The sequence below is a fragment of the Acidobacteriota bacterium genome, from assembly GCA_034211275.1.
Lineage (GTDB): Bacteria > Acidobacteriota > Thermoanaerobaculia > Multivoradales > JAHZIX01 > JAGQSE01.
Genome location: JAXHTF010000078.1, coordinates 1 through 26,395 on the forward strand (window position 1 = coordinate 1; position 26,395 = coordinate 26,395).

Consider the following 26,395-nt stretch of genomic DNA (forward strand, 5'->3'; position numbering starts at 1 on the left):
TGGCCTCAAGGAGTCCTGACGCTGACGCTGGGCGTGGGGCCGGCTGTCCAAGAGGATTTTGTGGAGTATCTCGGGCAGCTTGAAGCTGCTTGATCTGGGGTGGGTTTATGCAACGATCAGGGTCCACTCTGCCCTTCGCTCTCGACGAGCTGGAGAGCCTGGAGCTGGTGCGCGGTCCCGGCTCCGCCCTCTATGGCGCCGATGCCTTCAACGGCGTCATCAACATGGTGACCCGCAACGCTCGCGACGCCTCCGGCGGCCAGATCAAGCTCTCCGGCGGTGACCTCGACACCCGGCGGGTCGACCTTCGTCTCGGCGGCGGTCTCGGTGCCGGCTGGTTCGGCCGCATCTCCGGTGGCTACTTGGAGGGTGACGACTTCTCCCGCTCCCGCAACGTCACCCAGGAGTACGACGGCCTGGGTCCCGAGGTCGTTCCCCTCGTGCTCGAGGACAACACCCTCTATTACGGCAGCCTGCGGCTGGATAAGTTCTTCGACAGCGGCCCGTCCTTCACCCTCGAAGCGGGCAACGGTGTTTCCGAAGGCCCCCTTCAGGTCACCGGCATCGGCCGCGTTCAGGGCGTGGATGTGGAGCGGCCCTACGTTCGGGCCAACTTCAATACCCAGCACTGGAACGTTCTTGCCCACCGCACCGAGCGTGACGGCGATGACCAGCGTTCCCTGAGCTCCGGCGTGCCCCTGTACCTGGACTCGGACCGCACCCTCATCGAGGTCCAGGGCAACGTCGGCTTCGGCGGTGGCAGAGGTCAGCTCATCGGCGGCGCCTCCTACAGCGAGGAGAACATCGACTCGGTCAATCCCCAGGGCTTCCAGACCCTGATGTTCGAGCCGGTGGAAGCGGACTTCAGCGGTGTCTTCGGGCAGGTCGAGTACGACTTCAGCGACAAGCTCAAGGGCGTGCTGGCGGCTCGCTACGATGACAGCTCCCTCAACGACAGCCAGTTCTCCCCGCGGGTGGCGTTGGTCTACTCCATCAACCCCAACCACACGTTGCGGGTGAACTACGGTGAGGCGTTCCAGACGCCCAACTACTCCGAGTTCTTCCTCGCCGTGCAGGTGGCGGCCCCGATCACCGCCACCGCGCCTCTGGAGGCCGGCTTCTGCGCGCCCTTCGGCGTCACCTGCGGCTTCGATCGCATCCCGGTGATGGCGCTGGGCAACCCGAGCCTCGAGGTCGAGGAGGTCAAGAGCTATGAGGTCGGCTACTCCGGCATCATCAATCGCAAGGCCTTCCTCACCGTCGACTACTACAACAACCAGCTGGAGAACTTCATCACCGACCTGATCACCCCGGTGAACGCCAGCCTCGGTCGGATCAATCCCAACTTCGGCCCCTACCAGGCGCCGGCGGGGATCCCCGAGCCTTTCGCGTCGATCCTCCTGGCGACCCTTCAGGGAGCCCTCGGCCCGTCTTACGCGCTGCTCTCCAACAATCCGTTGGACCAGACGGCGCTGCTGGCGGCGCTCTCCTACACCAACTTCGGTGAGGTGGATACCCAGGGCATCGAGATCGGCCTCAGCTACTACATCACCGACGAGTGGCTGCTGGACGCCAACTACTCGTGGTTCGACTTCGACATCACCGAGCAGATCGTCGAGGATCCGCTGCTGCCCAACGCGCCGGAGAACAAATACGGCCTCGGCCTGACCTATATCGGTGGCAAGTGGAACGGCTCGGTGAAGTACCGCCACAGCGACAGCTACGACTGGAACGCCGGCGTCTTCTCCGGTCCGGTGCCGTCCTACGATCTGGTGGACCTCAACGTCAACTACCAGATCACCGACAACATCGAGGTCGGCGTCAACGTCAGCAACCTCTTCGACGAGGAGCACTACCAGATCTTCGGCGGCGATCTCATCGAGCGTCGGGCTCTGGGCCACGTCTCCTTCAGCTGGTAAAACGCCAGCTGCCAAGAGCCACCCCGAGGATCGCCGACGCCGGTGATCCTCGGGGCTCGAGTTTTCCTGGGTCTTTTCAGTGGGCTGCTCCGAAGACGTTGGTGAATTGACACCACGTCTGCGCTGGCTTACACTCACGCGGCGCTTTTTCGGGGCGTGGCGCAGTCTGGCAGCGCACCTGCTTTGGGAGCAGGGGGTCCTCAGTTCAAATCTGAGCGCCCCGATTCAGACCTCGCCGTCGCGAGGTTCGGAAGTCCAGAGCTCCGGCAGGCTCAGATCGAGCACGGCGCCGACTACTGCCTGTAGCTCAGTTGGATAGAGCGGCGGCCTTCTAAGCCGCGGGTCGGGGGTTCGAATCCCTCCAGGCAGGCCATTTCCCCGGCCCATGCTTGGCAGGAGAGCGTGATCCACGCGACCCCCTACCGGTTCTGGCCCCGCAGACAGCGCACAGATTTTTGAGCACCCGTAGCTCAGCTGGATAGAGCGACGGCCTCCGGAGCCGTAGGTCAGAGGTTCGAATCCTCTCGGGTGCACCAGTCCTTCCCTTTTCCTCTACAACTTGCCGTAGATCGCATGGTTCGATGCCGTCTCTAGGGACAACTGTGCCACCAGTGTGCCACGGGCCGGAGAATGAGCCCCTCAGAGCTCTCCAGTCGACCGGAGAAACAGGCTGTAAGTGCTTGAAACGATTGGCGGAGGGGGTGGGATTCGAACCCACGGTCGGCGTGAACCGACGGCGGTTTTCAAGACCGCTGCATTCGACCACTCTGCCACCCCTCCGCGGGGTGGGCTCCGGGGGTGGAGCCGCGAGGTCGGGCCCCGGTTGGCCGGGGCGTGAGACCGATGAGTTTAGCGGATCCGGGCGGTGGCTGGTTGGAATCGCCGTCGGGAGATCTCAGGAACGGGCGGTGATGCGCTCGAGGCCGCCCATGTAGGGGCGCAGGACCTCGGGGACGAGGACGGAGCCGTCCGCCTGCTGGTAGTTCTCGAGGATCGCGATGAGGGTGCGGCCGACGGCGAGGCCGGAGCCGTTCAGAGTGTGAGCCAGGCGGACCTTGCCGCCCTCGGCGGGGCGGTAGCGAAGGTTGGCGCGGCGGGCCTGGAAGTCGGTGCAGTTGGAGCACGAGGAGATCTCGCGGTAGGCATTCTGCCCCGGCAGCCAGACCTCCAGGTCGTAGGTCTTGGCGACGGAGAAGCCCATATCGCCGGTGGACAGGCAAACCTTGCGGTACGGCAGCCCGAGCAGCTCCAGAACGCGGCCGGCGTGGCCGGTGAGCTCTTCGTGGGCGTCCCAACTGGTCTCCGGCGTAGTGATCTGGACCAGCTCCACCTTGTTGAATTGGTGCTGGCGGATCAGGCCGCGGACATCTTTGCCGTAGGAACCGGCCTCGCTGCGGAAGCACGGCGTGTAGGCGGCGTAGCGGATGGGCAGCTGGGCCTCGTCCAGGGTCTCGCCGCGGTGCAGGTTGCACAGGGCGACCTCCGCCGTGGGGCCGAGGTAGTAATCCGTTCCCTCCAGGTGGAAGAGATCCTCGGCGAATTTGGGCAGCTGGCCGCTGCCGAAGAGGGAGTCGCTGTTGACGATGAACGGCGGCAGGACCTCTTCGTAGCCATGCTCGCGGGTGTGCAGATCGAGCATGAAGGAGATCAGCGCGCGCTCCAGCCGGGCGCCGGCGCCGAAGTAGGCGGTGAAGCGGGCGCCGGTGACCTTGGCACCGCGCTCGAAGTCGAGGATGCCCAGCTCCGGGCCCAAATCCCAATGGGCTTGGGGCTCGAAGTCGAAGCTCGGCACTTTCCCCACCACCGCTTCCTCGCGGTTGGCGCTCTCGTCGGCGCCGCGGGGGACGCTCTCGTGGGCCACGTTGGGAAAAGCGGCGGCGAGGGCCTCCAGCTCGGCGTCGATGTCGCCGGCGCTGGACTCCAGGCTTTCGATCTGGGCCTTGAGCTCCCCCACGGCGGCGATCTCCGCGGTGGCGTCGCCGCCCTCCCGCTTGATCATTCCGATGGCTTTGCTCGCCTCGTTGCGCTGGCGCTTGAGGTCTTCCAGTTCCACCAGTCCGGAGCGCCGCTTGGCGTCCAGCTGTTGCCAGCGGTCCAGGTCGGAGAGGTCCACGCCGCGGCTGGAGAGGTTCTGCCGCAGCTCGTCGGAGTCGTTGCGCAAGAGGTCTCGGGAAAGCATGACGGCGGGGAGTCTATCTTCAGCCCTGGGGAGCGTCAACGCGCTGTGGCCGGCGACCGTAGACCGAGAAGGACGATAGAATCACTGCTCATCGGTCCACAGGAGCCCTTGAAGACGCTCCGCGATTCATCGCTTTCTCTCGGTCCCGAGCAAGACCCAACGGGAGATACCGCCGTTACACGCTTTCTGCCCCCCCTGGCCGGCTTCGCCGCTGCATGGAGCCTCAGCGCGCACCAGGTCGACCCGTCCGCTGCTGCGGAGGGGCGATTCTTGGCGTGGTTGTTGGGGGCGGTGCTGGTGTGTGCCGCGGTCTTGGAGCGGGAGGGCGGCTTGCGGCCCCGGGTTCCGCTACTCCCCACTGCCGCTGTGTTCGGCGTTCTGGCGGTGGCGGTGCTGCCCCAGGGGGCTCTGCGCGGGACGGTGGTGAGCGCCTTGCTGCTGGCGGCTCTGGCACTGGCCGGCGCTGCCGGATGGAAAGCCCGCGAAGGCCGCCCGCCGCTGAGCTGGTGGTTGGCGGCGGCGTTGGGCACCCAGGTGTTGATGCGCGGCGAGCTACTGCTGGCGGATCGCTGGGGAGGATCGGCAGCGGTGAGCCTGCTCGTGCTGCCGGTGGTGGGGGCCGTGGGAGCTTGGCTGCTGGCGCGTAGGTATCCGCCGCTCTCGGTGCTGCTGGCGGTGGCCTGCGGGTTGATCTTCGGCGGCGCCTGGACCGTCGCTCTGAGCCTGACCCTGCTGGCGGTGGAAGCCGGGCTGCGCCTTGCTCCTCAGCGAGGGCAGAGCGGTCCAAGGAGCGAGGAACGGTCGGATGGGGCGGCCAGGAGCTGGGTGGCCGGCGGCTGGGCCGAGCAGTGGGGGCTCGCGGCTGGGCTAGTCGCCTTAGGGGGAGCCGCGCTCCTTGCCGGTTGGGAGCCCGCGGAGGCTTTGTTGGTGTTGGCCGTGCTGGTTCTCGCCGCCCTGCGCCCGCGCCTCCAAGAGCTCGACCCGAAGCTCCGCCTCGGAGTGATCGCCCTGGCGGCTCTCCCCTTGCTGGCGGCGCTGTGGTTCCTGGGGCCGAATCCAGAGCCTCTCGAAGCCCACTGGGGATCGATCTTCTTGTTGCTCTTCGTCCTGCCCCAGGGGATCGAGATGGCGCGGCGTGGCGGCGTGGAGATCGTCCTGCTAGCTGCTGGCGCGTCGTTGTGGGTGGCCGGCGCGGCGCCTCTGGTCATCATTGCGGTTCCCGTTTCCCTCCTGCTCTCGCCCAGCGGGTTGGGCGCGGAGTTTCAGCGACGGTGGTCCGCAGTGCTCCTCCTCGTGACAGCTCTTCTCGCCGCCTATCCCTGGCTGCGGGAGCCGGCGTTGCCAGCGGTTCTCGATGGGCTTCACCTCGGGTCGGCCATCGCTGCCTTCGGGAAGCTGCTCCTGGCGCTCTTGGTGGTCGTTGGTCTCATCGTGTTGGCAAGACGGCGGAAGCCTCGGCGGTCGGGGCGTTGGCTGGTGCCGGCGACCGTTGTGGCTCCGGTGGTCTTTCTCGGTCTGTGCTTCCTGTTGAGCCGTCCGCAGCCGGGCATCAGCCTGCTGCCTGCGCCGACCCAGGTGCTCGATCAGCGCCACCCCAACTGGGGGACCGACCTCGAGCCTCGGGAGGCTAGTGCCCTGATGGTGGAATCGAATCTCTCCTTCGCCGCCGAGCTGCCGGCGGGTACGGAAGTGGCGCTGGTCCGGTGTTTTCATCTCGACGGCACCCGCAGCGAGTGGTACCTCACCGTGGGGCAAGGTACCGCGGAGTGGGCCGCGGGGCGGAGGGATTTGACCACCGCCGGAGTTCCGGCGCCGAAGCCCTTCGTGACCTCTGTGGCTCCCGAGGGAGGCTTTCTGGCCCAGCGGTATCGTGGGACGTGGACGATCGATCCGCCGCAGCCGGTGCGGCGGGTCTCGGTCCTGCGGGATCCGGAGCTGCCGCCGGAGGTCCAGATTCACCTCTTTCGCGTGGAGCTGAGACCGTGATGGAGGGTAGAGCAGCACACCTGGTCCGGGCGGCGGGGGAGCTGGTGCTCGCAGCCCTGGCGACCGGCGTGGTGGCGAAGATCTCCTCCGAGCCTTCCGGTAGGGAGGATCCCTTGCGCACCACCCTGCTGGCGCTGCCGCTGGTGGTGTTGGCCCTCGCGTGGATCCATCGCTGGGGCGTTTTGCAGGGCGCCCGGCGCTTGTCTAGCCGCCTGCGCGCGACTCATGCAGCCGGCGCCGCAGTGCTGGCGCTGCTGATCCTGGGGCGGGGCGCCCTTGATCTTCCCCTCGATGCTCCGGTGTTGGCGGCAGCCGGGGTGTTGCTCCTCGGCCACTGGACGTATCGCCAGGTGCTGGCTTTCCGGCCGCTCCTGGGCCACAGCCTGCCGGCTCGCCCTTCCGCTCTCTTCTTCTGGCTGCCGCTGGCGGTGTATCTGGCCCTGGCCCCGTGGACCACCGGCCAGCGCCAGCCCGACGGCGACGAGCCCTTCTATCTGCTGGTCACCCACAGCCTGGCCTACGACCTCGACGCGGATCTCACCAACGACTATGCGGAGGAGAGCTGGCGGGCGTTCATGGAGCGGCCCCTCGAGCCCCAATTCGGGGATCCCGTGGGGCCCGGCGGCGAGCTTTACTCGCGTCACAACGAGCTGCTGCCGCTGGCCCTGGCCCCGGCCTATCGGGTGGCGGGGAAGGCGGGGGCGTTGGTGATGATGGCGGCCCTCACCGCGCTGCTGGCGTGGCTCGCCCTGCGGCTGGCGGCGGCGTATTTTCCTCAGCAGCCCGGTCCGGCGCTGGTGGCGTGGGCGCTGCTGGCGTTGACGCCACCGCTGCTCCTCTACTCCTCCCAGGTGTGGGCGGAGGTGCCGGCGGCGCTGCTGGCGGCGGTCGCCCTCGACCGCATTCTGCAGCTGCGCCATCGCAAGCCCGGTGCGTGGGAGCTGGCCTTGGGCATCGCCCTACCGCTGGTGCTGCTGCCGATCTTGAAGATCCGCTTCATGCTTCTGGCGCTGCCGCTGTTGCTCCTGGCCTGGCTCTACGGCAGGGGCTTGCGCAAGCGGCTGGTGCCGCTGGGGATTCTCCTGGGGGTGGTGGGGCTGGCGATTCTGTGGTTCAACCAACAACGTTTCGGCAACCCGCTGAAGATCCACACCGTGGAGGAGCTGGCGCTCCACGAGCGCCATGGCGCCGACTACCTCGAAGGAGCTTTGGGGCTCTTCTTCGACTCGGCCTTCGGCCTGTTCTGGGCGGCGCCGATCTGGCTGCTGGTGGTGCCGGCGGTCATTTGGCTGGCGCGGCGGCGAGAGATCCTGGGCCGCGATCTGGTCATCACCGCCCTGCCCTTCTTGCTGGTGGTGACTCCCCGGGGCGAGTGGTACGGCGGATGGTCGCCGCCCTTCCGCTATGGCCTCTTCATGCTGCCTTTACTGGCGCTGGCGTTGATTCCCCTCCTCGCCCGGCGGCGCAGCGCCGGAGCTCGGGGGCTGCTGGCGGCGCTGGCGGTGCTTACGACGGCGGCGACGGTGCTGTGGCTGGCGGTGCCGGGGTGGACCTACAATTTCGCCGATGGCCGCACCTACCTCCTCGATCATCTCGCTCGCATGACCGGCAGCGACGTGGCCCGCTTCTTCCCCAGCTCGGTGCGCCCGCGGTTGGCGACCTGGCTGTGGCCGCCGCTGCTCACTGCAGCAGCGGCGCTCCTCTGGTGGTTCCCCCGCCACCGGCCGCGGCGGTTGGGGGCGGCCCGCGCGCTGGCGGTGGCGTTGGTCCTCGGCGCGTTTGCTCTCGTGCCGGTGGCGGCGGCCCGCTGGCCTACTCATGTGGTGGAGGTGGAGGACGCCCAGGTCCTCCATCGGGGCGGTCATCCCCATCCGTCCCGCTGGTCCATCGAGCGTACGCGCTGGCGCGGCGGTTGGACGTTGCGGCCCGGAGAGAGCCTCAGTGCTCCGGTGGTGCCGGGCGGCGAGGCGGTGACGTTGGTGATCCACGGTCAGCCCATCCGCAACCATCCGGGGTCACTGAATCTGGAGATCCGGGCGGGAGAGAAGCTGCTCACCGTTTGGGGGCCGGGGGGTGACCGACAGTGGGGCGCGGTGCAGCTCGGTCCCTACGCCTGGCCCCGGGGTGAGGCCCTGAACCTCACCGTGCGCGGCGCGGCGGCTCCGCCGGAATCTACTCCCGCTCCGCTGCCGAACGGCCTGGTGCTGGACCGGGTCGAGCTGCTCTGGAACTCGGCCTTGCCGCTCCGACGGGGAGGGAGTTCCCCTTGAGCACTCCGCCCCTGAGCATCCCAACCTTGAGCATCCCAACCTTGAGCATTGTAGTGCCGACGGTGGGCGCCAGCCCTCTGCTGCTGCCCTGCCTGGAAGCGCTGCGTAGGGACGGTGGGGAGGCTCTGGAGATTCTGGTGGTGGATCAGGCGCCGGAGCCTCTGGCACTACCTTCGGAGCTGGCGGTGCGGCATCTGCGTCCGGGCTCCAACCTAGGCTTTACCGGCGGGGTCAACCACGGTTTGGAGGCCGCCGCCGGGGAGCTGGTGGGAACGGTCAACGACGATCTGGTGGTGCAGCCGGGCTGGTGCCGAGGACTGGCGCGGGCGCTGGAGCAGGATCCGGCCGCTGGCGCAGCCCAAGGGGTGGTGCTGCGGTGGGACGATGCCAAGCGGGTGGACGGCGCCGGTCTGGCGTTCAACCGTTGGGGGCAGGCGGTGCAGTTGGGGCACGGCCAGCGTCCGGAGGACGTGCTCTCCGGCGGAACGCCGCGGCGGATCTTCGGTGCCTCCGCCACCGCCGTACTCTTCCGGCGCCAGGCTCTGGAAGCGGTGGCCGGCGAGGACGGTGTCTTCGATCGCCGGTTAGGCTCTTACTACGAGGACGTCGACCTGGCCTGCCGCCTGCGCGCCGCGGGCTTTCACGCTCTCCTGGTGCCGGGAGCGTTGGCTCGCCACAAGGGCTCCGCCACCGGCGGTGCTGATCGCCTGGAGCTGGTCTACCGCAATCGCTATGCGGTGCTGGCGAGGGTCCTCGGACGCTCCTTCTGGCTGCACCTGCCGCGTTTCGTGCTGCGCGACGGTCTCGATTTGCTGCGCTTCGTTCTGCGCGGCCAGGAGGCGAAGGCCGGTGCGCTCCTGGTCGGGGTGGGGAGGGCGGTTCGCCTCGTGCCGGAATTCCTCCACCGGGGGCCGGCGCAGCTGCCCCCCGGCGAATTGCTGGGCCGCTGGCACGAGGGTCCATCCCAGGACGCGGCTTCGTGAGCGGCGGGGTGAGCATCGCCCTCACGGGGATCGTCGTCCATTGGCACAACGAGGAGCTGCTGGCTCGGCTCCGGGAGGCCTGGCCGGACGATCCGCGCTTCGAGCTGCTGATCGTCGACAACGGCTCCCGAGAGGGGTTGCCGGAAGGAAGGGGGCGGGTGGTGTCCGGCTCCGAGGGTGGAAGCCGCAATCGGGGCTTCGCTGGCGGCGTCAACCGCGGGTTGGAAGAGGCCCGGGGGGAGATCGTGCTGATTTTGAACCCCGACGCCGAGCCCGAGAAGGGCGCTTTGGAGGCGCTCCTCACGGGTTTCGAGCAGTTTCCCGACGCCGCCGGTCTGGCCCCCAAGCTGCTGGGAGACGATGGGCAAAGTCAGCACCGATGGCAGCTGCGGCCGCTACCCTCGCCGTGGACGCTGCTCCAGCAGGCACTCCTGCTCCCCGCCGGAGCCGGGCCGGCCACTGAGCCACCCGCCGGTGCTCAGGTCGAGCAACCCGCCGCCGCCGCCCTGGCCCTGCGGACCGACACGCTGCAGGCTCTGGGAGGCATGGACGAGGGTTTCTATCCGGCGTGGTTTGAGGATGTGGACCTGGCTCGGCGGCTGCGGGATCGGGGGGAGACGTTGCGCTACTGGCCGTCGGCGCGCTTCCGCCACGGGCTGGGGGCGTCGGTGCCCCGTTTGGGGTATGGTCCGTTCCTATGGGTCTACTACCGCAACCTGGTGCGCTATCTGCGGCTGCACTACGGCCGCAGCTGGGCGCTGGCGGCGGTGCCGGCGCTGCTGGCGGGGATGGCTCTGCGGATGCTGCTCCTTCCCCTTCGGCGCCCGCGGCGCAGCACCAGCAGGAGTCAGGCTGCCGCCGGTCTGGGAGCGGTGATGCTCGGGGCGGTGAGCGGCTGGCGCCGGCCCCGGCGTCTGGCCAGGGAATGCCGGCCTCCTCGAAGGTGATGGCCCGAGATCGCTCTCCTTCGCAGCCTCGCCCGGCACCGGCTCCCGCGCCGGTGGCGGTGTGCATCGTCACCTACGGTGCCGCTGCCGACCTGCCCGAGTGCGTCGCCAGCCTGCGGGCGCTGACGCCGCCGGTGGCGGAAATCACGGTGGTGGACTGCGCCAGCGCCGACGATTCGGTGGCGGTGTCCCGGGGATTGGCGGTCGACTTTCGTGGTGAAGAGGGCGCCGGAACCAGCTTCCGGGTGGTGGCACTGGAGGAGAATTTGGGCTTCGCCGGCGGCATGAATCGAGCACTGGCGGAGACCGCCGCCCCCTTCGTGCTCAGCCTCAACGCCGACGCGCGGCCGCGGCCGGGTTTTGTTCAGCGGCTGTTGGCGAGGCTCGAAACTCATCCCGATGCCGGCGCGGTCACCGGCCGCCTGCTGCGACCGGAACAACCGGGGGAGCCCCGGCGGCTGGACGCCTGCGGCATGCGCCTGATCCCCACCTGGCGACATCTGGATCGCGGTTCCGGGGAGGTGGATCGGGGGCAATTCGCCGAGCCCGAGAAGGTCTTTGGCGCCACCGGTGCCGCCACTCTCTATCGCCGCGCCGCCCTCGAAGACGCGGCGGTAGACGGCGAGGTCTTCGATGCCGCCTTCCACTCCTTTCGGGAAGACGCGGAGCTCAGCTTTCGGCTGCGGGAGCGCGGCTGGGAAATCCTCTACGAGCCCACGGCGGTGGCGGTGCACAAACGCTGGAACCTGCCCGAACGGCGTAGTGCCATGCCCGCCATGGTCAACTACCATTCGCTGAAGAACCGCTACCTTCTGCGCTGCTACCACCAGACCGGCCGCAACTTGCTTCTCACCCTACTGCCGACCCTGTTGCGGGACATCCTGGCCCTCGGCTATGTCCTGCTGCGGGAGCGCTCCTCCTTCGAGGCTTACCGCTGGCTGTGGCGCCATCGCCGCCGCATCGCCCAGCGCCGACGGCATATCCAGCGCCGCCGCAAGGTCGGATCTGCCTCCATCGATCGCTGGTTTCATACCTCCGGAGAGCCGCTATGACCTCCGCCTCCGGCGCCTCTTCAGCCAAGAGACCGGCGCAAGATTCCCCGCCGTTGCGGGTTGCACTGCTGGGGAGTCGCGGTATCCCCGGCCGCTACGGTGGCTACGAGACTTTGATGGAGGAGCTGGCGGTGCGATTGGTGGAAGCGGGACACGAGGTGACGGTGTATTGCCGCTCCCACTTCACCCCCAAGGGCCTGCGGGAGCATCGCGGGGCGAAGCTGGTGGTGTTGCCGACCCTGCGCACCAAGTACTTCGATACCCCGGTGCACACCTTGCTTTCTTGTCTCCATGCCATCTTCCGGCGGTTCGATGCGGTGCTCATCGTCAATTCCGCCAACGCTCTCTTCGTGCCCCTGCTGCGCTGGACCGGCACGCCGGTGGCGCTGCACGTGGACGGCATCGAGAAGCGGCGGGCCAAGTGGGGCTGGCCCGGGCGCATGGTCTATGCGGTCTCGGAGCGGCTGGCGACCTGGCTACCGACGGTCTTGGTCACCGACGCCGAGGTGATCCGCCAGCACTACCTCTCGCGCTATGGAGCCGAGTCGACGGTGATCACCTACGGGGTCGAACCGGATGTGCCGGAGGAGCCGGAGGTTTTGCCTCGCCTCGGTCTCGAGGACCAGCGCTATTTTCTCTATGTCAGCCGATTCGAGCCGGAGAACAATCCCCACCGGGTGGCCGAGGCCTACCGCTCGGTGACCGGTGAGCTGCCCTTGGCGATGGTGGGCGGAGCGCCCTACGCCCGCCGCTTCATCGATGGCTTCACCCGCGACGCCGATCCGCGGATTCTCTTCCCCGGCCCGATCTACGGGGCCGGCTATCGTGAGCTCCTAGGTCACGCCCGGGCCTACATCCACGCCACCGAAGTGGGGGGGACTCATCCGGCGCTGGTAGAGGCCATGGGCTACGGCTGCTGTCCGGTGGTCAACGACACGCCGGAGAACCGCGAAGTGGCGGGTCCGGAGGCGCTCTATTTCCGCGCCGCAGAGCCGGAAACTCTGGCTCGACACCTGTCGCGGCTGGCGGAGAATGCCGAGGAAGCGCGGGAGCGGGGCTTGCATGCTGCCAAACGGGCTCAGGAGTTGTATTCTTGGGGCGGCGTCTGCCGGCGCTACGAGTCGATGTTTCTCTCCATGTCGAACCGCGCTACCAAAAGCCGCGGCAACTGACGACCTTCCGCCGGCGGAATCCTTCCTGTGAGAGCAAGTCTGTGAGCCGATCTGGGAGCAAGGCTGAGGTGTGGATCGACTCCCACGAGGGCGGGGTTGGGGCGGTGTCAGGAAGCCCATTGCGCTCGAGAATGGACAGAAACAGGCTGGCTCACGTAAAATATGTCAACGAGCCATAAAGCGAAGAGTCCGGTGCATTTTCTGCGCTTCCTTCTGAGAAAGAGATCCCCCCGAACATGTTGAAAGCCCTCCGAAGATGTTGAAGGCCTCTCCGAAATGTTGAAGGAAAGAGCGCGCCTGATCGCGCTGACCATCTTCTCCGCCGACCTCCTCTTGGTCACCAGCGCCTTTTTCCTTGCCTATTGGCTGCGCAGCGCCGTACTGCCGCGGTGGGCGCCGGCGCTCTTCGAGAGCCGCCTCTATCCTCTAGAGGACTACCTTCCTTTCCTGCCCTTGGCCTTGCTCATCTGGGGGGTGCTGCTCCTCTCCTCCGGCCGCTACCGCTCCCACCGCACGGTGCCCATCCTCGAGGAGGCGCTGGCCATCATCCGCGTCTGCGTCTGGGGCCTGGTGATCTTCACCCTGGTGCTCTACGCCTCGCGGGTGGACGAGCTGCTCCTCGGCCAAGACGAGCTCAGCCGCACCTGGCTCAGCCTCTTCGGTGTCCTCGCCTGCCTGCTGCTGCTGGTCGAAAAGCTTTTCGTACGCGTCACCTCGCGCTACGTGCGCAGCAAGGGCTTCAACTACCGCACCGTGCTCCTCGTCGGCACCAACCAGACCGCCATCGACATTGCGGAATCCGTCGACGCTCACAGGTATTGGGGCTTCCGGGTGCTCGGCTTCGTAACCTACGGCGGCGAGGTCTCGCCGGTGCTGCCGGAGCATTACCCAGTGCTCGGCGACCTCGACAACATCACCGCCATCGTCGACACCAACCCGGTGGATGATGTGGTCTTCGCCGTCCACCGCCGGGACCTGGACCGCATGGAGGACATCTTCCTGCAGCTGGAGGAGCGTGGGATCCGGGTGCGCTTCGCCCTCAACTTCTTCCCCCACACCCGGGGCAGCGTGCAGCTGGAGGAGCTCGACGGCCTGCCCCTGCTGACGTTCTCCACCACCCCCACCAACCACCTCCAGCTGGCCCTCAAGCGGGCGGTGGATGTCAGCGTCTCGGTGCTGCTCTTGGCCTTGGGGATGCCGGTGGTGCTGCTCATCGCCCTGGCCATCAAGATCACCTCCGGCGGACAGGTGCTCTTCCGCCAGACCCGCTGCGGGCTCAACGGTCGCATGTTCACCCTGTACAAATTCCGCACCATGGTGGAGGACGCGGAGCAGCGCCGGGGAGAGCTGATGCACCTCAACCGTCATGAGGGACCGGTGTTCAAGGCGGCCCAGGATCCCCGCATCACCGGTCCGGTGGGGCGATTCCTGCGCAAGTTCAGTCTCGACGAATTGCCCCAGCTGTGGAATGTGCTGCGCGGTGACATGAGCCTGGTGGGCCCCCGGCCGCCGATCCCCGAAGAGGTGGCCCAATACAAGCCCTGGCAGCGCCGGCGGCTGTCCATGAAGCCGGGGCTCACCTGCCTGTGGCAGATCAGCGGCCGCAACGAGATCGACTTCAACCGCTGGATCGAGCTCGACCTGGAATACATCGACAGCTGGTCGCCGCTGCTGGACCTGAAGATCCTGGCGAAGACGATTCCGGTGGTGCTCAGTGGCCGCGGTGCCTCGTAATTCGGCGGCTCTGTCTTCCGACGGCCCTGTGCTCCAACAGCTCTGTGCTCCGACCTTCCTAGCGCTTCTGCTCCTCCTTCTCCCGGCCTGCCGGGGGCCGGAGCCGGAGCGCTTCCCCGTCTTCGAAGACTTTGTCACCCATCCGGAGGCGGCGCGGGTTTCCGGCGCCGCCGAGCTCCCCACCACCGTCTACTGCGGGGACGAGACCCGCTACGGCTGGGTGTTGGAGGACGGAGCCCAGCTGGTGCTTCCGCTGCCTGCGGACCGGGCCGTGGGGGATGCGGCGGCTTTCCAGCTTCGCGTCTCCGGATGCCTTTCCCACCCCTCGCAGGATCAAGATCTGGAAGGCGGCCCGTGGAGGATCTCCGCGCCGGTGGAGGGCGATGGAGCCGGAGCTGCGACCCTCACAGTCGCGTCGTCGTGGCGGTCGGCTCCCGAAGAGCACGACCTGGTGGACCTGAACGCTGACCCCGCTTGGTGGCAGCGGGATTGGGTGCTGACGCCGCCCCAGGGCGCCGAGCCGGCCATGACCCTCACGGTGCGTCTGCCGGCCGAGAGAAAGCTCAATCTCTCAGATCTCTATCTCGAATATTTGGCTCCGGTGCCGGCATTCGGCGAGGAGGAGGCGGCCGACGAGGGCGCTCCGCCCCAGGTGCTCTTTCTTTCCCTCGACACCCTGCGGGAGGACGGGCTTAGCATCCTCGGCGGGCCGTGGGAGACGCCGCACCTCGACCGGCTGGCGCGGGAGGGGGAGCTGTGGACTCCTCACTACGCCGCCGCCACCTGGACCAAACCGTCCCACGCGACGCTCCTGACCGGCTACCCGCCGCAGATCTACGGTGGCAAGGAGGGCGAGCTGGACCCACGGGTGCCGACCCTGGCGGAACGGCTCCGGGCCGCCGGCTTCGCAACCCGCGGGCTGACCTACGACTGCGTTTGGCTCGATCCCCGCTTCGGCTTCGGCCGCGGCTTCGAGCAATACGAGTCCCGCCGTTGGGGGCTCGACCAGGCGGTGCGGGAGACGGCGAATTGGATCACCCTGCACCGTTCTCAGCCGTTCTTCTTCTTCCTGCACACCTTCGAGCCCCACTCCGACTTTCACCGGCTGCCCTACGAAGCCCCGGGCATCAGCCGCGAGACCGTGGCCCAGCGTTGGGGGCTCTATGATTACGGGTGTACTCGGGGTTTCTGCGGCTCCGCCCGGCTGGCGCGCATGAGCGACGGGCGCATGCGGCCGCGGCAGCGGGAGGACGAGGCCTTGCCGGCTCTCTACGGTGCCGGGGTGACGGCCATGGATGCCGAGGTGGGCCAGCTGTTGGATCATCTGCGAGCCCTGGGGATCTACGACGATCTGCTCATCGTGGTCACCAGCGATCATGGTGAGTCGCTGCTGGAACAAGGGCGGGTGCTTCACGGCAATCCGTGGAACGAGGTGCTGCGGGTGCCGCTGATCATCAAATGGCCCGGCGGAGGCCATGCCGGCGTGCGCCGGGACCAGGTCTCCAGCGCCCTCGACGTGGTGCCGACGATCCTCGACGCCCTCGGCCTACCTCACGACGATCTCTCCGGCGTCCCCCTCCACCGCCGCCGCCCAGACCGTCCCGCCTTTGCGGGCATCCAGTGGTCGATCGTGGTGCAGGAGAACCTCAAGGGGGTCTACGATCCGCAGGCGGACCGCTGGTCGCTCTTTGACCTCGCCACCGACCCTGCAGAAGAGCACGACCTGGCGGCCCAGCACCCCGAGCACATCCGCCACCTGGGCCAGCTGCTCCAAAACTACCGCCGCGACTCCCAACGCCGCCTCGACGCCGCCGGCGACCTCCGCCGCCGGAGCGAGCAAGAAGGCCTGACCCCCGAGGAGCGGGAGCGGTTGCGGTCGTTGGGTTATTTGGGCGACAGCGGCTGAGGGCTCTTGTTCAGGCGCTCAGGTGCTCAGTCGCTCAGTCGCTCCGGCCCAGGAGTAGCGGACCTTCAGGCCGTTGAGGTGAGACCACGGAAGCCACCCTTCTTTCTGCATCCTCCCCACGACGATCCCCGGGGCGACCTGCCAGCGGCGGGCAAAGCTCAGGACCTGTGCCTTGGAGACCCTGCCCCCCGCCGCGAGCTTTTCGAGCTCTTGGGTCGCTGACAGTGGGATGAGCAGATCTCGGGCGAATCGGTCCGCCTCCTGCTCGCGCTGGTCTTCGGAGCCGTCCTCGAAGTCGATGAACTGCAGCTTCTTGCTGTGCAGCACCAGATGTCCTGCTTCGTGAAAAAACGTGAACCAAAGGTGGTCGTTGCTCTTGTGCCGTAGGCTGAGAACCAGAAGGGCCTTGTGAGGGCTCAACCATCGGGTGGCGCCGCTGGCCGGGCAGCCTTTTGGGGTCGGAACGAAGACCACCGCCACGCCGCAGGCGGCGCATAGGTCGACCAGGGTTGGTACGAAGCTCTTGGGGTCGGCATCTTCCGTCAGGCGGCGCAGCCGCTGGAGAGTGCTCTTGAAGGAATTGGTGTCATAGGGCTCGCAGAAAATTTCCTGCGCCTGTCGTTCCGCCTGCCGTACCCAGGCCGCGATGGCCCCCACGCTGTGGTCGAAGGCCTTCGAAGCGCGGAAGGCCACCAGGGGCTTCTCATATTGTTTGCGCCAGGCGGTGACGGAGGCTACTCCGAAGAATTTCAGGCATTCGGCGACTTGCTCGGCCTTGTTGCGCCGACGCTGAATCCAGCCACGGCGAGTCATGTCCCCGATGGGTAGTGTTTCGAGCCATTCCGCATCCGCCTTCAGCCGGTCCAGATGCTGTCGGCGTTGCATCGCCTCGCGATATTGGGAGTCTCGTTGCATCCAGAACTCTGCACTCGAGCCCAGAACCGATTCGAGCCGGAGGGCAGCGTCCGACGAGATGCCGGCGTTGCCCTTGACCAGCTCATTCACGTGTTTGCGGGTGAAACCGGTTCTGCGAGCTAGCTCCGCCTGAGTCCATTCGCGTTCTTCGAGAAGATCCTCGATGGTTTCTCCGGGATGGGAGACCCAATCAGGACGGAAGGCCTGTGTCTCAGTCATGGTAGTCCCCTATGAATAGGATGCGGACGACGGTCACCTCCGACCAGAGGATGCCACCGTCCGAAGAGCGTGGTGTGGGCTCGTTCCCCGGTTCGAAGACCAGGCGGCGTCCCCGGTCGAGGTCGATGGCGAAATGGCCGGAGCGGTCTCCTTTGAGCGCATGGGGCCGGCCGGCCACCAGATCTCGAACCGTCGATGCGGCCATCAAATCGGCCAATCTGGCTCGCAGTTTCCGGGCTCCCGCCTGGCCCAGAGAGCGCTTGGCGCGCCGTTCCTCTTCGCACAGGCGCCGTAGATTCTTGTCGGCGAAGAGAATCTCCATTGGCGTGCCTCGTTATAAGTATACACCGACCTGGTGAACATGTTTGGTCGAGCGCCCCGTTGTGAACCAAGCGCCCTAGAACGCGGTCCAGCGAACACGGCTTGACTTCGCCTGTTCATTCGATATCATTGCATCCGGATGGACGGATTGATGACTGCGGCGCTCACCCAAGAAAAGACCCGCGCCCCAGAAAGGACCAGCGCAAAGGCTGCGGCAAAAGCGCCGCCGCCGGCACGGCCCCAGGTCTTTGACCGCATGTCGGTGCTCGCCGATCCGATTCGGTGCCGACTCCTGTTGGCGCTGGAGGATCATGAGCTCACCGTGTCGGAGCTGTGCACCGTGCTCCAGCTGCCCCAGTCCACCGCCAGCCGGCATCTCAAAGTCCTGGCCGACGGCGACTGGGTGGGGGCCTATCGGGACGGCACCAGCCGGCGCTACGGCACCCGGCGGGAGAGCTGGGAAGAAGACGCCCGGCGACTGTGGCTCTTGGTTCGCGAAGAGGTGGCCGAGGGTCCCGCGGTGACTCAAGATCGGCGGCGGCTGGAGCGGGTGCTGGCGGAGCGGCGCACCAAGTCCCAGGAGTTCTTCTCCTCCGCCGCCGGCCAGTGGGCGCAGCTGCGGGAGGAGCTCTTCGGCCGTCGCTTCGACCTCCACGCCCTGCTGCCCCTCCTCGATCCCGCCTGGACCGTGGCGGATCTCGGCTGCGGCACCGGCCAGCTGGCGGCGGCCCTGGCGCCTTTCGTGCGCCATCTGGTAGCGGTGGACGATTCCGACGCCATGCTCGAGGCCGCCGAGGGCCGGCTGGCGCAGTATCCCAACGTCGAGCTGCGCCGCGGCAGCATCGAATCCTTACCGGTGGACGACGAGACCCTCGACGTGGCGCTGCTGGTGCTGGTGCTGCACCATCTGCCGGAGCCCTTGCGCAGCCTGCGACAGGCGGTGCGCACTCTGAAGCCCGGTGGCCGGCTGCTGGTAGTAGACATGCTCAGCCACGACCACGAGGAGTATCGCCAGCAGATGGGCCACGTCTGGTTGGGCTTCGAGGAGGAGCAGCTCCTTGGCTGGCTCGAAGGAGCGGGCTTGGAGGCTCCGAGGCTCCACGCTTTGCCGACGGATCCCGAGGCTCGAGGCCCGGCGCTCTTCACCGCCGTCGCCCGCCGGCCTCTGGAACCATCACCGGGTGACCCATCCACAGACTTTCCGGCAGTAGACGACTCGCAGTGATTCTTCGCATCTTCCGACTTTCAAGACCTAACTCTCAAGACCGACCGGGCCCCGTGCCCGTTGAACCAGAAGGAGCTTTCCATGACCGTATTGACCGAGACCCAAGCCGCTACCGACCAGGCGCGCCTGCCGTACAAGGTCGCCGACCTTTCCCTCGCCGAATCCGGCCGCAAAGAGATCGAGCTGGCCGAGCACGAGATGCCGGGGCTGATGGCCCTGCGCGAGAAGTACGGCGACACCAAGCCCCTCAAGGGCGCCAAGGTCATGGGCAGTCTGCACATGACGGTGCAGACCGCCGTGCTCATCGAAACCCTCACCGACCTCGGCGCCGACGTGCGCTGGGTTTCCTGCAACATCTTCTCGACCCAGGACCATGCCGCCGCGGCGGTGGTGGTGGGCCGCCCGGAGACCGGCGGTAGCGTCGGTGCTCCCAAGGGCGTGCCGGTCTTCGCCTGGAAGGGCGAGACTCTGGAAGAGTATTGGTGGTGCACCAAGGAAGCTCTGATGTGGCCCGACGGCAGCGGCCCGGACCTCATCGTCGACGACGGCGGTGACGCCACCCTCTTCGTGCACAAGGCGCGGGAGTACGAGCTCGCCGGCGCCGTGCCGGAGTTCGACGCTGAGAAGGAGCCCGAGGAGTGGGGCGTCATCCTCGACACCCTGCGCTCCGAGCTGGCCGCCAACCCCGGCCGCTGGACCGCCATCGCCGAGGGTCTGAAGGGCGTCAGCGAGGAGACCACCACCGGTGTTCATCGCCTCTACCAGATGGCCAAGGAGGAGACCTTGCTCTTCCCCGCCATCAACGTCAATGATTCGGTGACCAAGAGCAAGTTCGACAACATCTACGGCTGCCGTCACTCCCTCATCGACGGCCTGAACCGCGCCACGGACGTGATGCTCAGCGCCAAGGTCGCGGTGGTCTGCGGCTTCGGTGAGGTAGGCAAGGGCTGCGCTCAGGCCCTCAAGGGTCAGGGCGCCCGGGTGATCGTCACCGAGATCGATCCCATCTGTGCGCTGCAGGCGGCGATGGAGGGCTTCCAGGTCACCACCCTCGAGGACGTAGTGGAGACCGCCGACATCTTCATCACCACCACCGGCAACAAGGACATCATCACCGCCGACCACATGGCGCGGATGAAGAACCAGGCCATCGTCGGCAACATCGGTCACTTCGACAACGAGATCGACCTCGCCGGCCTGAAGAAGCGCGACGACGTCGAGCGCATCAACATCAAGCCGCAATACGACGAGTTCCGCTTCGCCGACGGCCACAGCGTGCTGATGCTCGCCGAGGGCCGTCTGCTCAACCTCGGCTGCGCCACTGGCCACCCGAGCTTCGTGATGTCCGCGTCCTTCACCAACCAGGTGCTGGCGCAGATGGAGCTGTGGGTCAACGGCGACAGCTACGAGAAGCAGGTCTACATGCTGCCCAAGCAGCTCGACGAGGAAGTCGCCCGCCTGCACCTCGACAAGCTCGGCGTCAAGCTCACCAAGCTCAGCTCCGAGCAGGCCGAATACATCGGCGTGCCGGTGGAGGGTCCCTACAAGCCCGAGCACTATCGGTACTGATTGGGCGGTACTGATTGGGCGGTACTGATGGGCCCGCAGCTGAGCTCGGCTCTATCGGGCTTCAGCGGATGAAAAAAGGCCGGCACCCCGCTTGGGGGCGCCGGCCTTTTTGTCGTCTCGCTCGCTTTCAGGCCCGTTCAGAGGTCTTCGGCGGGCTTGTTGCGGATCACCCGCCACTGCTGATCGCCCTTGGTGATGTTCTTCTCCAGATCCTTCTCCCAGACCTTGACGATCTCCGGGTTGAGGTTGAAGTAGAGCTTGCCGTCAACGATGCGGAAGAGCTCCGGATCGCCGTCGAACTTCTTTCCTACCGCGACCCCATAGGCGCAGAAGCCGCCGAACTGGGGCGCGTACTTCGCCGGCGCTTTGCGGAAGGCTTGGAGGTTTGTCTCGCTGCTGAAGCGGTAGGCGGCACCGTTCCACACCGTGGACAGATCAGCGCGGCCGCGGCGGGCTTGTCCATCGGTGAAGTAGGCCACCGGGTCGTAGCCGTGGATGGCCAGGGGTCCGCCGGCGGCGGTGAGCCCCACGGACGTGTTGATGGCTTCGGTAGCGGTGGCGGTACCCGTGACGCTGACGGCCGTCAGCAGCAGGGCGAGGAGGAGGACTAGGGGCTGGGTCTTGCGGATCATGGATTTCTCCTGGCTGTTTTTGCGTTTCACTATGTCTTGCGTTTCATTCGGATTCGCAGGCAGGTTCTCACCGACCCGCGACCTGAACGATGATGACTTCGGGGCCCGACTACGGGAATGCCCACGCCCTCGCAACTTCTGCTCATTCGTTCAGTGGTGGAGGGGTGCGGGATCTTTTCTGTCGATTCGTCCGAGTCTTCTGCTCATTCGTTCAGCAAGCCGGATCAGCGGGCTGCTCGTATTACCATGTCGAGCATGGACGTACTGAGCCAGATTCTCGATAGCGTGGAGATGCGAGGCAGTCTCTACTTCGCCACCGAGTACACCGCGCCTTGGGCGCTTCAGGTCGCCGCCAACACCAACGTCTGCCGCTTCCATGTCGTGGTGGAAGGGAGCTGTTACCTGACCGTGGGGAACCAGCGGGCCAGCCTGAGCCGCGGTGACCTGGTCTTGGTGCCCCATGGCGCCGCTCATGCCCTGCTCGACGATCCCGGGACTCCGCCGGTAGAGCTGGGCCAAGCTCTGGCGGCGAGCCGCTTCGAGGAGGAGGGGATGTTCCGTTGGGGCGGCGGTGGCGAGAGGTGCCGGCTGGTCTGTGGCCATTTCGAGTTCGATCAGGAGGCGACCCACCCGCTGCTGGTGGGATTGCCGGCCTTGGTCCACGTCCAGGCGACGCCGACCTACAATTTTCGCTGGATCGACCAGGTGATGCAGTTCATCGGCGAGGAAACCCATTCCCGTCGGGCCGGCAGCGATGCCATCGCCCGCCGCCTGTCAGAGGTTCTCTTCGTGCAGGTGATGCGCCACTTCGCCGAAACCGAGCCGCAGGCACTGCCGATCCTCGCTGGCCTCACCGACGATCGCTTGAGCCGGGCTCTCCACGCCATGCACACCCACCTCGAGCATTCCTGGACGCTGGAGGAGCTGGCCCAGGAGGCGGGGATGTCCCGCACGGCCTTTGCTCTCACCTTCGCCGAGCTGGTGGGCCTGACGCCGATGAAGTACCTCACCGATCAGCGCATGCGCCAGGCCGCCAAATTGCTCAAGGCCGGTGAGAGTATCGGTGCCGTCGCCGATCAGGTCGGCTATCGTTCCGAGGCGGCCTTCTCGCGCAAATTCAAGCAGCTCACCGGCACCAGCCCGGGGGCGTTCCGGCGGGGGCTGCCGGCGGGGTCAGCCGCTGCCGCTGGTTGAGGAGCCTCGTCCTCCCATCCTCTCGAGGGGATCAAAACCGATCTCGAAGTTCCGGATCCGTCGCGCTGGGAGCGGGCGGAGGGGACGAGCTAGCCTCAGTCCCCGTTTTCCGGAGCCTTGGTTCTCCCCCTCCTCGCCCAGCTCACCGCCCGCCCCAGGAGCCAGACGGCGATGACTACGACCAAGAGATAGAGAAAGCCGGGAATCCACCAGCTGAGGAACGTGTCGAAGACGATTCGCCACTGCGTGCCCTCCGGCCCGTGGAAGAGGCCGCTGGGATTCTTCCACCAGTCGATGACGGTGGCGATGACAGCCACGATGATGGAGGCGGCGAAAGCCAAGGCGAGGCCGAGGAGCAGGGGGCGTTGCCGGCGAGCTCGATGCAGCATGGCTTCATTCTCTCCTAGAAACGGGGAGTCTCACCGGAGCTTCACCGCGAAAGCCCGCCCTCCAACTCTCTGGGTTCCGGGGCGAGGCTTCGGCGCGGGAGTGAGGCGAGGGATAATGGCTCGTCCCCAGCAATTGCCGCGGCCCGCCGGGCCGAAGAGGAGGCCTCCCATGATTCGTCTCGCCCTGTCCCGTTCCCTTCCCTTCCTCAGCATCCTTTTCTTGCTAGCAGCCCTGCTGGGAGTGCTTCCTGGAAGCCTCGAGGAGGCTCAGGCCCAACGCACCGCCAAACCGGTGCTCCACGGCCAGCATTGGATGGCCATCACCGGCAAGCCGCTGGCGGCGACGGCGGGGGCGATGACCTTTACCCGCGGCGGCAATGCGGTGGATGCGTCCTGCGCCATGCTCGCCGCCACGGCGACCATGTGGGACACCCTGGGCTGGGGCGGTGAGACCCAGGCGTTGATCTACAACCCCCACACCGGCGAGGTGAAGGGTATCAACGCCTTGGGGGTGGCGCCCACCGGGGCGACGGCAGAGTTCTTTCGCTCCCGAGGGATGCGCTATCCGCCGGAGTTTGGGCCGCTGGCGGCGGTGACGCCGGGGACCCCCGGGGGGCTGATGGTGATGCTGGCGGAGTACGGCAGCATGAGCCTGGAACAGGTGCTGGCGCCGGCCATGGAGATGGCGGCGGGCTACCCCATCGAGGCCTCCCAGGCCAACAACATGGAGCGGCGCAAGGAGATCCTGAGCCAATGGCCCGCCTCCCGCGAGGTCTTTCTGCCGCATCTGAAGGACGACGACTCCCAAGAGCGGGCGGCGCCCTACCCCGGGGAAATCTTCCGCCAGCCGGATCTGCTGGCCACGCTGGAAAAGCTGGTGCAGACGGAGCGCCGGGCGTTGGCGGCGGGCAAGAATCGCAAGCAGGCCATCTACGCCGCCTACGACCGCTTCTACCGCGGCGATATTGCCCAGGAGCTGGTGCGCGCCACCCAGGAGGCGGGAGGGCTCATCACCCTCGAAGATCTGGACCGCTGGCAGGTCTACATTGAGGAGCCGGTGACCACCAACTACCGGGGCATCGACGTCTACAAGCTCACCCATTGGGTGCAGGGGCCGGCGATGCTCCAGGCGTTGAACATCCTGGAGAACCTGGACGTCGCCCAGCTGGGCTACAACAGCGCCGCCTACATCCACGCGATCTATCAGGCGATGAATCTCGCCTTCGCCGACCGCGACTTCTACTACGGTGACCCCTACACGCCGCCGGAGGAGCCCATCGAGGGGTTGCTGTCCAAGGAGTACGCGCGGCAGCGCTTCGAACAGATCGACTGGAAGCAGAACGACCCCGACGCCCATCCCGGCGATCCCTATCCGTTCCAGGGTGGGGAGAATCCCTTCTCGGATCTGCTCGACCAGTGGACGCCGATCCCGCCGGCGGGGGATGCGGAGGGGGAGGAAGGCTGGCAGCAGAGCTCGCTGACCATCCCGGGCTCTTCCATGACTCCCGAGGAGGCCTTCCGTGCCGGCACCACCTCCATGGTGGCCACCGATGCCGAGGGTTGGGTGGTCTCCATCACCCCCAGCGGTGGCTGGATCCCGGCCTTCATCGCCGGGGAGACGGGCATCGGGCTGTCCCAGCGCATGCAGAGCTTCGTTCTCGACGAGCGTCTCAATCCTTTCAATGTGGTGGCGCCGGGCAAGCGGCCGCGGGCGACCCTGACCCCAGGGCTGGCGCTCAAGGAAGGCAAGCCCTACTTGGCCTTCGCGGTGCAGGGGGGCGACACCCAGGACCAGAACCTGTTGCAGTTCTTCCTCAACGTGGTGGAGTTCGGGATGAACGTGCAGCAGGCGGCAGAGGCGGCCAACATCACCAGCTACCAGATGCAGAGCTCCTTCGGCGACCACCGCTCCGAGCCCGGGCGCCTGGTCGTGCGGGAGGATGTGCCGCCGTGGGTGCGCGCCCGCCTGCGGGAGATGGGCTATCGCGTCGAGACCCGCTCGCGCACCTCCGGCCCCATCACCGCCCTGGAGATCGACCTGGAGCACGGCACCTTCTGGGGTGGCGCCAGCGATTTCGGCGAGGATTATGGGGTCGCGTGGTAGGGGGAGCTTGGTGAGCTGGGGCTACGAGCCTCAGCGCTCGAAGACGGCGCAGTAGCGGTCCTCGTCGCCGTCCCATTGATCGTGGCGTTCGAGGAAGCGGAAGCCGGAAGCGGTCATCTCCTCGACCAGGTCATTCGGGGGAATCCCGTGGCCGCCGCGCTCGGGGACGTTGGGCAGCTCGCGCCAATGTTCCTGAGGCTGGATGTCGATGATGGCGATGCGGCCGCCGGGGCGCAGGGCCTGGTAGAGCTGGGGGCGTAGCGTGGAAGGGTCCTCGAAGTGATGGTAGACCATGCGCAGGAGGATGGCGTCGCAGCAGCCTTCCGGCAGGCCCAGGGTTTCCTGATCGCCTTCCACGACGCGCACGTTGGTGATTTGCTCGTCCTCGATGCGCTGGCGGATCTTCTCGAGCTCCTCCGGATCCACTTCCGTCGCCCACACCATCCCCTCTTCACCTACCTGGCGCGCCATGGGGGTGGTCCACTCCCCGTCCCCCGCGCCCACGTCCGCCACCGTCATGCCCGGGGCCAGCTGCAAGACCTCGGCAATGCGCTGAGCCTCCTCGGCGTCGCCGCTTTCCGCCTGCAAGCTGCCGCAGCCGGACCCTAGCGCCAGCACCGCCGCCACGGCCAGCACCGTGGGCAGGGTGAAGGTCGCACGAAGCTGCCGGACGAAGAGAATTCGAGCCGGTGGGCGGGGCGAGGGGGCAGAGTGCTTCATGAGTCTCATGGTAGCGCTTCTACCGGCAGAGTCCAGAGGATTCGCCATGGACTGCCATCAACCCCCGAGGTTGGCCTCCGCTCGAGTCGTCTCGCCTTGGGTCACCGTGACGCTCAGCTCTCGCTGACTGAACTTTTCGGAATCGATGGGCCGAATCTGGATCCGATATTGCCCCGGCTCGAGCTCGAAGAGCCGAGGGTTGGTATCGGCGCTCTGGTAGGTGCGGCCGGATGCGATGGGCTTGCCGCCGCCGGTGCCGCGCACCTGCAGGATGGCGTCCACCAGCTCCTCTCCCGCCAGCACCTTCACCGCCAGCAGACCGGAGCGGAACTCATGACTCCGCTCGACCCGGGCGGAGCCGCCCACCGCGACCCCCTCCAGCCGCGCCTTGGGTCGGCTCGCCAGCTCGCGGCTGAGGATCTCCACATCGTAGGTCCCCGGGGGCAGCTCGAAGACCTTGGGGTTGGAGTTGGGGCTGGTGTAGGAGCGGCCGGCGGCGGCCGGCGAGGACTCTCCGGCGGGGAAAATCTGGATCGCGGCGTCGGAGAGCTGGCCGTTGCGGGTCACTCGGATCGCCAGCTCGCCGGAGCTGAAGTCCACTTCGCGCTGCACGATCTCGTCGGAGATCCGCAGGTCTTTGATGACGTGGGCGGGAGCGCTCTTGAGCTGCACGGCGCTGACCTCGACGTCATAGACCCCTGGGGCCAGGGGCAGCAACCGCGGATTGGTGTCGCTGTTGGTGTAGGTGCGCCCGGCGGCCACGGTCTCGCCGGTGGTGGTGTCGATCACCTTGACCAGGGCATCGGCCAGCTCCCCGTTGGCGGTGGTCTTGATCTCCAGCCGGTTGTCCGGGAGCGGCGGCTCCTCCACCACCTGTCGGAAGGCCTCTGCCAGCTCGGTGGCATCGGCGGCGGCAAAATACAGCCCGCCGCCATATTGGGCGGTACATTCCAGCTGGG

General features: G+C 66.9%; 20 protein-coding genes and 4 tRNA genes. 16 read left to right on the forward strand and 8 right to left on the reverse strand.

Annotation, left to right across the window (positions count from 1 at the left end; translation table 11 throughout):
- Window positions 1-107 precede the first annotated feature (107 nt).
- The 4 genes from SX243_13295 to SX243_13310 all read left to right on the forward strand — a co-directional run bounded on the left by SX243_13295 (window position 108) and on the right by SX243_13310 (window position 2,455).
- On the forward strand, window positions 108-1,919 hold the full coding sequence (locus tag SX243_13295) for a TonB-dependent receptor (GenBank protein MDY7093940.1): 1,812 nt from the start codon (window positions 108-110) through the stop codon (window positions 1,917-1,919).
- A gap of 150 nt (window positions 1,920-2,069) precedes the next feature.
- A tRNA-Pro gene (locus tag SX243_13300) sits at window positions 2,070-2,143 on the forward strand.
- A 72-nt stretch (window positions 2,144-2,215) separates the two neighbouring features.
- Window positions 2,216-2,292, forward strand: a tRNA-Arg gene (locus SX243_13305).
- Window positions 2,293-2,378: 86 nt separating this feature from the next.
- Window positions 2,379-2,455 (forward strand) — tRNA-Arg (locus SX243_13310).
- A 154-nt stretch (window positions 2,456-2,609) separates the two neighbouring features.
- On the opposite strand, the gene SX243_13315 is transcribed toward SX243_13310, so the two are convergent.
- Both SX243_13315 and serS read right to left on the reverse strand, forming a co-directional pair.
- Window positions 2,610-2,699: transfer RNA gene (locus SX243_13315), tRNA-Ser, on the reverse strand.
- Between the two features lie 115 nt (window positions 2,700-2,814).
- On the reverse strand, window positions 2,815-4,098 hold the full coding sequence (gene serS, locus SX243_13320; protein MDY7093941.1) for a serine--tRNA ligase: 1,284 nt from the start codon (window positions 4,096-4,098) through the stop codon (window positions 2,815-2,817).
- Window positions 4,099-4,206: 108 nt separating this feature from the next.
- Here serS and SX243_13325 point away from each other — a divergent pair, with 108 nt between their 5' ends.
- From SX243_13325 to SX243_13360, 8 genes are all read left to right on the forward strand, one after another.
- The gene (locus SX243_13325) at window positions 4,207-6,084 is read left to right on the forward strand and encodes a hypothetical protein (GenBank protein ID MDY7093942.1); all 1,878 of its coding nucleotides are present in this window, start codon (window positions 4,207-4,209) and stop codon (window positions 6,082-6,084) included.
- Complete coding sequence (locus SX243_13330; GenBank protein ID MDY7093943.1) at window positions 6,081-8,354, forward strand: hypothetical protein; 2,274 nt, start codon at window positions 6,081-6,083, stop codon at window positions 8,352-8,354. The genes SX243_13325 and SX243_13330 overlap by 4 nt, the downstream gene beginning before the upstream one ends.
- Before the next feature lie 41 nt (window positions 8,355-8,395).
- Entirely contained in the window at window positions 8,396-9,337 is a 942-nt protein-coding gene (locus SX243_13335) for a glycosyltransferase family 2 protein (protein MDY7093944.1), read from the forward strand.
- On the forward strand, window positions 9,334-10,284 hold the full coding sequence (locus SX243_13340; GenBank protein MDY7093945.1) for a glycosyltransferase family 2 protein: 951 nt from the start codon (window positions 9,334-9,336) through the stop codon (window positions 10,282-10,284). Before SX243_13335 ends, SX243_13340 begins: the two co-directional genes overlap by 4 nt.
- Window positions 10,284-11,336, forward strand: a complete 1,053-nt coding sequence (locus SX243_13345) for a glycosyltransferase family 2 protein (protein ID MDY7093946.1) — start codon at window positions 10,284-10,286, stop codon at window positions 11,334-11,336. The genes SX243_13340 and SX243_13345 overlap by 1 nt, the downstream gene beginning before the upstream one ends.
- Complete coding sequence (locus SX243_13350; protein ID MDY7093947.1) at window positions 11,333-12,508, forward strand: DUF1972 domain-containing protein; 1,176 nt, start codon at window positions 11,333-11,335, stop codon at window positions 12,506-12,508. Before SX243_13345 ends, SX243_13350 begins: the two co-directional genes overlap by 4 nt.
- Window positions 12,509-12,784: 276 nt before the next feature.
- A complete protein-coding gene (locus SX243_13355) occupies window positions 12,785-14,242 on the forward strand; it encodes a sugar transferase (protein MDY7093948.1) in 1,458 nt (485 codons plus the stop codon).
- 28 nt (window positions 14,243-14,270) lie between these two features.
- On the forward strand, window positions 14,271-16,148 hold the full coding sequence (locus SX243_13360; GenBank protein ID MDY7093949.1) for a sulfatase: 1,878 nt from the start codon (window positions 14,271-14,273) through the stop codon (window positions 16,146-16,148).
- An 18-nt stretch (window positions 16,149-16,166) separates the two neighbouring features.
- Here the strand turns inward: SX243_13360 and SX243_13365 are convergent, their stop codons facing one another.
- Together SX243_13365 and SX243_13370 are read right to left on the reverse strand one after the other, a co-directional pair.
- Entirely contained in the window at window positions 16,167-17,282 is a 1,116-nt protein-coding gene (locus SX243_13365; GenBank protein ID MDY7093950.1) for a HigA family addiction module antitoxin, read from the reverse strand.
- Entirely contained in the window at window positions 17,275-17,604 is a 330-nt protein-coding gene (locus SX243_13370; protein MDY7093951.1) for a killer suppression protein HigA, read from the reverse strand. The genes SX243_13365 and SX243_13370 overlap by 8 nt, the downstream gene beginning before the upstream one ends.
- 150 nt (window positions 17,605-17,754) lie before the next feature.
- Between SX243_13370 and SX243_13375 the strand changes: the two genes are divergently transcribed.
- Both SX243_13375 and ahcY read left to right on the forward strand, forming a co-directional pair.
- On the forward strand, window positions 17,755-18,828 hold the full coding sequence (locus tag SX243_13375; protein ID MDY7093952.1) for a metalloregulator ArsR/SmtB family transcription factor: 1,074 nt from the start codon (window positions 17,755-17,757) through the stop codon (window positions 18,826-18,828).
- 81 nt (window positions 18,829-18,909) lie between these two features.
- On the forward strand, window positions 18,910-20,397 hold the full coding sequence (gene ahcY / locus SX243_13380) for an adenosylhomocysteinase (protein ID MDY7093953.1): 1,488 nt from the start codon (window positions 18,910-18,912) through the stop codon (window positions 20,395-20,397).
- A gap of 137 nt (window positions 20,398-20,534) precedes the next feature.
- On the opposite strand, the gene SX243_13385 is transcribed toward ahcY, so the two are convergent.
- A complete protein-coding gene (locus SX243_13385; protein MDY7093954.1) occupies window positions 20,535-21,029 on the reverse strand; it encodes a YHS domain-containing (seleno)protein in 495 nt (164 codons plus the stop codon).
- 255 nt (window positions 21,030-21,284) lie between these two features.
- Between SX243_13385 and SX243_13390 the strand changes: the two genes are divergently transcribed.
- Window positions 21,285-22,223, forward strand: a complete 939-nt coding sequence (locus SX243_13390) for an AraC family transcriptional regulator (protein ID MDY7093955.1) — start codon at window positions 21,285-21,287, stop codon at window positions 22,221-22,223.
- 95 nt (window positions 22,224-22,318) lie between these two features.
- On the opposite strand, the gene SX243_13395 is transcribed toward SX243_13390, so the two are convergent.
- Window positions 22,319-22,612 carry a hypothetical protein gene (locus tag SX243_13395; GenBank protein MDY7093956.1) on the reverse strand — a complete coding sequence of 98 codons (294 nt, stop codon included), beginning with the start codon at window positions 22,610-22,612 and terminating at the stop codon, window positions 22,319-22,321.
- A gap of 169 nt (window positions 22,613-22,781) precedes the next feature.
- Here SX243_13395 and SX243_13400 point away from each other — a divergent pair, with 169 nt between their 5' ends.
- Complete coding sequence (locus tag SX243_13400; protein MDY7093957.1) at window positions 22,782-24,716, forward strand: gamma-glutamyltransferase; 1,935 nt, start codon at window positions 22,782-22,784, stop codon at window positions 24,714-24,716.
- 30 nt (window positions 24,717-24,746) lie between these two features.
- Here the strand turns inward: SX243_13400 and SX243_13405 are convergent, their stop codons facing one another.
- The gene (locus SX243_13405; GenBank protein ID MDY7093958.1) at window positions 24,747-25,436 is read right to left on the reverse strand and encodes a class I SAM-dependent methyltransferase; all 690 of its coding nucleotides are present in this window, start codon (window positions 25,434-25,436) and stop codon (window positions 24,747-24,749) included.
- Window positions 25,437-25,493: 57 nt separating this feature from the next.
- The coding region (locus tag SX243_13410; protein ID MDY7093959.1) for a hypothetical protein at window positions 25,494-26,395 on the reverse strand (902 nt) is incomplete at its 5' end.